Origin of the sequence: Geofilum rhodophaeum (assembly GCF_002210225.1) — a bacterium.
Classification (GTDB): Bacteria; Bacteroidota; Bacteroidia; order Bacteroidales; family Marinilabiliaceae; genus Geofilum; species Geofilum rhodophaeum.
Map to the genome: position 1 here is coordinate 166,173 of NZ_MWUJ01000009.1, position 6,481 is coordinate 172,653.

A 6,481-nucleotide genomic window follows, 5' to 3' on the forward strand; every position below is an offset into this window, starting at 1 on the left:
ACTGCCCACTATGAAACTTACCGACAAACAAGGAACTGTACGCCTGTCCAACGGCGTTGAAATGCCCTATTTGGGATTGGGCGTTTTCAAGAGTCGCGATGGCCAGGAAGTAATCGATGCGGTCACCTATGCACTCGAAGCAGGCTACCGCCACATCGACACGGCCGCTGTATACAACAACGAAGCCGGCGTTGGGCAAGCCATCCGCCAATACCAGCTCCCCCGCAACGAAATCTTCGTGACCAGCAAGGTATGGAACTCGGACCAGGGCTACGACAGCACCATTAAAGCTTTTAATGCCTCTATGGAGCGCCTGGGACTGGACTACCTCGACCTGTATTTGGTACACTGGCCGGTAAAGGGGAAATACAAGGAAACCTACCGGGCACTGGAAACCCTCTACGAAGAAGGCAGAGTACGTGCCATTGGGGTGAGCAATTTTTTGGCCCACCATATCGACGATCTGCTCGAAACGGCAAAAGTCCGTCCCATGGTTAACCAACTGGAATACCATCCCCGATTGACCCAGCCCGAACTTATTCAGAAGTGTTTAGATCTCAACATTCGGCCCGAAGCCTGGAGTCCGCTTATGCAGGGAGAAGTCTTCGACATTCATGAACTGCAGAAAATGGCCAATAAATACGACAAGAACATTGCCCAGCTGGTTTTGCGCTGGAATCTGCAGCACGGCATCATTACCATTCCCAAGAGTGTAAATCGCCAACGCATTGAAAGCAACGCCCAGCTTTTCGATTTTGAAATAAGCGACGAAGATATGCGCATCATCGATGGCCTTAATCGCAACGAACGCATTGGCGCCGATCCCGACAATTTCAACTTTTAAGCGAATGGAACAGGAAGCCTTGGCCGGCGGTCTCAGAAAAGAACTCCTCCTCGATCTGGTGCGTATGCGTATGCCTTATGGAAAATACAAGGACCGGATATTGTGCGACTTGCCCGAATTCTATTTGGTGTGGATGGCACAAAAGGGTTTTCCCAAAGGGAAATTGGGCACCCTGCTGGCTACCTTGTACGAAATCAAGGTGAACGGACTGGAGTATTTGCTGAAACCTCTGCGCTGAAAGATGCAAAAAAGGCGTCCTTTGCGGGACGCCTTTTTTTCTAGTAAATAGGAAGCTATGCTTTGGCAGCCGCCAACTCCGCCCCCATTTCACGCAACTTGTATTTCTGAATCTTTCCGCTTGCGGTAGTCGGAAAACCATCTACAAAAAACACATGTTTGGGAATTTTGTAACGGGCAATTTGTCCCCGACAAAACTCCTGCACCTCCGCTTCGCACAAGTTTTTTCCAGCCTTGAGCTTAACAAAGGCACCAACAATCTCACCGTATTTTTCATCCGGAATACCAACTACTTCGACCATTTCCACCTCAGGCATTCGGTAGATAAAATTCTCAATTTCACGGGGATAGATATTCTCTCCGCCACGAATAATCATATCCTTAATGCGACCGGTAATTCGGTAAAATCCGTCTTCGGTCTTTACCGCCAAATCGCCTGAATGCAGCCAGCCATCGGCATCAATGGCTTTTGCCGTAGCTTCCGGGTTATTGTAGTACCCCTTCATCACGTTGTAGCCCCGGCAGCAAATCTCGCCCTGCTCTTCCGGTGCACATTCCTCCCCGGTTTCGGGATTCATCACTTTCACCTCCACACCGGGCAAAGCAACACCTACTGTGGTGGCACGCACTTCAGGACTATCAAACACACGGGTAGTTGTCATCCCCGGAGAGGTTTCTGTGAGTCCGTATACAATAATGATGTCCCTACAATTCATTTTGTCCATCACCTCCTTCATGGTTTCTACGGGACAAAGGGAACCTGCCATGATGCCGGTACGCAGCGTGCTCAAATCAAACATATCGAACATCGGATGATTGAGTTCGGCAATAAACATGGTAGGTACCCCGTAAACTGCGGTACATTTCTCCTTTTGGATGCCTGCCAGCACCCGCAAAGGATCAAAATCCTCGGTCAGCACCATTGACGCACCATGAGAAACAATGGCACATACGGCGAGGACACACCCAAAGCAATGAAAAAGAGGTACACAAAGTAAAAGACGGTCCTTGTTGGTGTAGCGCATATTTTCACCCACCTGAAAGCCATTGTTCAAAATATTATGGTGGGTGAGCATCACACCCTTTGGAAAACCAGTGGTTCCCGAAGTATACTGCATGTTGACCACATCCTGGCAATCCACTTCTGCCTCCATTTTCTCCAACACACTGTCGTCGGTGTGACTGCCCAGAATCAAAAGTTCGGCTGTATTGTACATGCCGCGGTGTTTTTGGGGACCAATAAACACCACATTGCGCAGCTCCGGAAAACGCTCGGCCTTTAAGCTGCCTCTTTCACAGTTCTTCAACTCGGGCACCAAATCAAAAACCATGTTTACATAGTCGCTGTCGCGGTATCCATCGATGATGCACAGTGTATGTATATCGGCATTCTTCACCAGAAATTCCAGCTCGGCCAGCTTATAATTGGTGTTGATGGTCACCAGAACGGCCCCCATCTTAGCCGTGGCAAACATAAAGGTCAACCAATCGGGTACGTTATTGGCCCAAATGCCCACCTTATCGCCCTTCTTCACCCCAATTTCAATAAGCCCCTTGGCCAAATTGTTGGCGCGCTCGTTAAACTCAGCATAAGAAAAACGCAAGCCCCGGTCGGGGTAAACCATAAAATCCGTATCGGGGGTTTCCCTGGCCCACTTCTCCAGCATGCCCCCCAGCGTATAATTGAGTAACTCCATAGTCGGCCAATTAAAGGGGTAAGTAAACCACAGCCAATACACGGGCCATTTGGTCATCGGCACTGTACAACTGGTGCTTTACAATGGAGTCGAGGTAAATGCTGTCGCCCGGCAACAATTCGTATTCCTCTTTGCCATACACCACACGCACCTTGCCCTCCAAAACATAAATAAACTCCTCTCCCTCATGGGTCGAAGCCAGAGGGTTGGAAGGGACCCCCGGTTTAATCTCTACCAAAAATGGCTCCATTTGACGATCGGCCTTTTCACGGGCGAGACTAAAAAAAGACAATTGCTCCTGCTTGCTTACTTCGGCCGACGACATGCTCATACTTTCCTTTTCGGCGCCCTTTCGGGACACAACAGCACCACTTCGAGGCTGATCATCGAGAAAAGTTCCCAGGCGGACACCAAGGGCACGAGCCAACTTGGTCAACACACCCAGGGATGGAGCCATAGCACCACTCTCGATGCGTTCCAGTTGTTCCTGATTCAAATGCACTTTACCGGCCAAATCACTAAGACCAATTTGCTTTTCTTCTCTCAATGCCTGAATTTTAGCACCTGGTTGTTTCATAAATTATAGGTTTTGATGGTGTTCTCCTTACATATTTATACAGAGAAAAACAAAAATATATCAATTCAGCAACAATTATACAGAAAACTGGTAATTTAAAACAATTCCAATTAACTCAAAGCGGAGTAACCCGGAGAAAAAAACATCGTACAAATTTGAAGTTTAAGGGCCCGATATTATGCCCTTTGGAGCCACAAAAAAAAGTTTTGGTAAAAACTGTTGGCTTGTTTGTGAAATTGCAAGGGCTTTATATATTTGAGCACAGAAAATTCCAAGAATAAATAATTAATAAACAAATGAAGATGAGCCTATTAACCACAGCAGGCATACGCAGCAGCTACGACGACGATGCCGACTTCGATGAGGATCTTGATGATTTCATGGAAGACGACCTGGATTTGGACGAAGACGATCTTCCCTTGGACGACGAGGAGGAAGGATTTGATGATTACGAAGAGGAAGATGAGGACGAGGACTTCGGGGCCATTGACTTTGACGAAGACGACCTGGATGAGATCCCCGACCTGGATGATTTTGAGGACGACGAGGATTTTTAATTTTTCCTCCATACCGTTTAACAGAAGGCTGTCACACCAAGTGGCAGCCTTCTGCTTTTTCAAACGGTCGCTCATCAATTTTCCCAGTGCCACAACCCATCACCTTTAATCAGACTAAGTATAAATTACATCGATGACACCTACATATATTCCGCAACTCGATACTTCTATGTATTTTTACTAAGGACCAAAAAACGATCCTATGCTCAAACCTATCCTTCAATATCTGATCCCACCGGACCGCTGGAAGTTTCCGGTCATCATTCTGTTGGGTATTTTTGCGGGTCTGGGACTTTACGTATTTCACATCGCCAAAGTCCCCTCTTACTTATCCGACAGTCCCGAAACCTGCGTCAACTGCCACATTATGGGCCCCCAGTACGCCACCTGGAACCACAGTTCCCATCGCGAGTGGGCCACCTGTAACGATTGCCATGTGCCCCAGGACAATGTTTTCAGGCACTACTACTTTAAGGCTGCCGATGGCTTGCGTCACTCCTACATGTTCACCTTCCGCCTCGAACCCCAGGTCATCACCATCAAACAGGCAGGCAAAGATGCCGTACAGGAAAACTGTGTGCGCTGTCACACCCAACAAATTCACGACAGCAAGCTGGCCACGCATCGGCCTGAGTTTCATGCGAACATCGACGACCGCTATTGCTCGGAATGTCATCGGGAAACTCCGCACGGCACCGTAAACAGCCTGTCCAGCGTACCAGATGCCCGCGTACCGGTACCTACCAGTCCCGTACCCGCCTGGCTGCGTCAACTCACCAATTAGTCAGTAACCCATATAAACCATAACAATATGCGACCAATCAGCGAAGTAATAAAAGAAAAACCGTGGCTCGGATGGCTCATTTTCTTTGCCACCGTAGTGCTTGTTTTTGTTTTAGGCCTCTTTGCCTCCACCATCATTGAGCGAAGAGCCGAATCGGTATTTGCCTACACCCCTCAGGTGAAGCACGACCAGTTTGAGCCCCGTAATGAAGTATGGGGCCAAAACTTTCCCAGGCAGTACCAATCCTACATGCAGACTGCCGACACCAGTTTTGTAAGCAAATACAACGGCGCCTCGCTTCGGGATGCTTTAGGAGAAAACCCCCGTATGGTAGTACTTTGGGCCGGCTATTCTTTTTCATGGGAATACAACCAACCCCGAGGACACTATTATGCCATTGAAGACATCCAACAAACCTTAAGAACCGGCTCACCCATGGGCGATGCCAAATCCAATCAGCCCAACACCTGTTGGACCTGCAAAAGTCCCGATGTACCGCGACTGATGGCCGAGCACGGCGTAGCCGAATTCTATGCCGGTACCTGGGAAATGTGGGGAGACGAAGTAGTTAACCATATTGGCTGTGGCGACTGCCACGATGCAGAAACCATGAACCTGCAAATTACTCGTCCCGCCCTGATCGAAGCTTTTGAGCGTCAGGGAAAGGACATCACCAAGGCCAGTCACCAGGAAATGCGTACGCTCGTTTGTGCCCAGTGTCATGTTGAGTATTACTTCAACAAAGAGAAAGTAGATGGCGTAAACTACCTCACCTTTCCGTGGGACAAAGGCAACAAAGTAGAAGAAATAGAGGCCTATTACGATGAAATGGGCTTCACCGACTGGACCCACGCCCTAAGTCGCGCCCCCATGCTTAAAGCTCAGCACCCCGACTATGAGGTATATTCTACCGGTATTCATGCCGAGCGCGGTGTGTCCTGCGCCGACTGCCACATGCCCTATAAGAGTGAAGGCGGACTCAAATTCACCGATCACCACATTCAGAGTCCCCTCAACAACGTAGCCAATTCCTGCCAGGTTTGTCACCGCGAAGAAACCGACAAACTCATCAAGAACGTGTACGACCGCCAGGACAAGATCTATGAAATTCGCACCGAGCTCGAAGACAACCTCGTAAAAGCCCACATCGAGGCCAAAACCGCCTGGGATTTGGGTGCTACTGAAGATCAAATGGAAGCCATCTTAATGGACATCCGTCACGCCCAATGGCGCTGGGACTTTGCAGCCGCGGGGCACGGCAACGCCTTCCACAACCCGTTGGAATTGAGCCGGGTAATTTCTACCGGCAACAACAAGGCTCAGGATGCCCGCCTCAAACTGGCCCGCCTCCTGGCCGACCTGGGACACAACAAACCCGTTAACTTCCCCGACATTTCGACCAAGGCCAAAGCCCAGGACTACATCGGTCTGGACATAGCGCAGCGCAATGCCGACAAAGAAGAATTCCTAAACACCGTTGTTCCTCAATGGCTCGAAGCGGCCAAAGAACGCGAAGCCAGTTATATCGTAACCCAGGACTGAAGTCCTGGGCCATAATTGGGAAACAGCTGTCATAGCAACCCTGTATTTTGAACAAAAAAGCCGGCGTAAAGCCGGCTTTTATTTTGCAGATTAAGGACTGAGGTCCTGGGCCATTATTAAGAAGAAACGGTGTGCCCCCGATAGGGGCACGTACAGAAAAGGGGACTGAAGTCCCCTCGAGGCACAGCCTCGATCTGCCTGGTATACACTTACCGTTATGGGGCACGGGTGCACCATAGCGGC

Annotated in this window: 7 protein-coding genes; 5 read left to right on the plus strand and 2 right to left on the minus strand. The window is 49.3% G+C overall.

Translation table 11 applies throughout. The features are described from left to right. Nucleotides 1-10 precede the first annotated feature (10 nt). Both B4W65_RS10300 and B4W65_RS10305 read left to right on the plus strand, forming a co-directional pair. Nucleotides 11-844 carry an aldo/keto reductase gene (locus B4W65_RS10300; protein WP_088655070.1) on the plus strand — a complete coding sequence of 278 codons (834 nt, stop codon included), beginning with the start codon at nucleotides 11-13 and terminating at the stop codon, nucleotides 842-844. Nucleotides 845-848: 4 nt separating this feature from the next. Continuing rightward, complete coding sequence (locus tag B4W65_RS10305; protein WP_088655071.1) at nucleotides 849-1,082, plus strand: DUF3820 family protein; 234 nt, start codon at nucleotides 849-851, stop codon at nucleotides 1,080-1,082. Between the two features lie 55 nt (nucleotides 1,083-1,137). On the opposite strand, the gene B4W65_RS10310 is transcribed toward B4W65_RS10305, so the two are convergent. Both B4W65_RS10310 and B4W65_RS10315 read right to left on the minus strand, forming a co-directional pair. Then, nucleotides 1,138-2,778, minus strand: coding sequence for an AMP-binding protein (locus tag B4W65_RS10310; protein WP_088655083.1), 1,641 nt, complete (start codon nucleotides 2,776-2,778; stop codon nucleotides 1,138-1,140). 10 nt (nucleotides 2,779-2,788) lie between these two features. Further along, nucleotides 2,789-3,355 (minus strand): helix-turn-helix domain-containing protein, encoded by a 567-nt coding sequence (locus B4W65_RS10315; protein WP_088655072.1) that lies wholly within the window; start codon nucleotides 3,353-3,355, stop codon nucleotides 2,789-2,791. Nucleotides 3,356-3,657: 302 nt separating this feature from the next. On the opposite strand from B4W65_RS10315, the gene B4W65_RS17300 reads away from it, so the two are divergent. The 3 genes from B4W65_RS17300 to nrfA all read left to right on the plus strand — a co-directional run bounded on the left by B4W65_RS17300 (nucleotide 3,658) and on the right by nrfA (nucleotide 6,238). Then, the gene (locus B4W65_RS17300) at nucleotides 3,658-3,912 is read left to right on the plus strand and encodes a hypothetical protein (RefSeq protein WP_158522830.1); all 255 of its coding nucleotides are present in this window, start codon (nucleotides 3,658-3,660) and stop codon (nucleotides 3,910-3,912) included. A gap of 202 nt (nucleotides 3,913-4,114) precedes the next feature. Next, nucleotides 4,115-4,696 carry a cytochrome c nitrite reductase small subunit gene (gene nrfH / locus B4W65_RS10325; RefSeq protein ID WP_088655074.1) on the plus strand — a complete coding sequence of 194 codons (582 nt, stop codon included), beginning with the start codon at nucleotides 4,115-4,117 and terminating at the stop codon, nucleotides 4,694-4,696. Nucleotides 4,697-4,723: 27 nt separating this feature from the next. After that, nucleotides 4,724-6,238, plus strand: coding sequence for an ammonia-forming cytochrome c nitrite reductase (nrfA, locus tag B4W65_RS10330; RefSeq protein ID WP_088655075.1), 1,515 nt, complete (start codon nucleotides 4,724-4,726; stop codon nucleotides 6,236-6,238). Nucleotides 6,239-6,481: the final 243 nt, after the last annotated feature.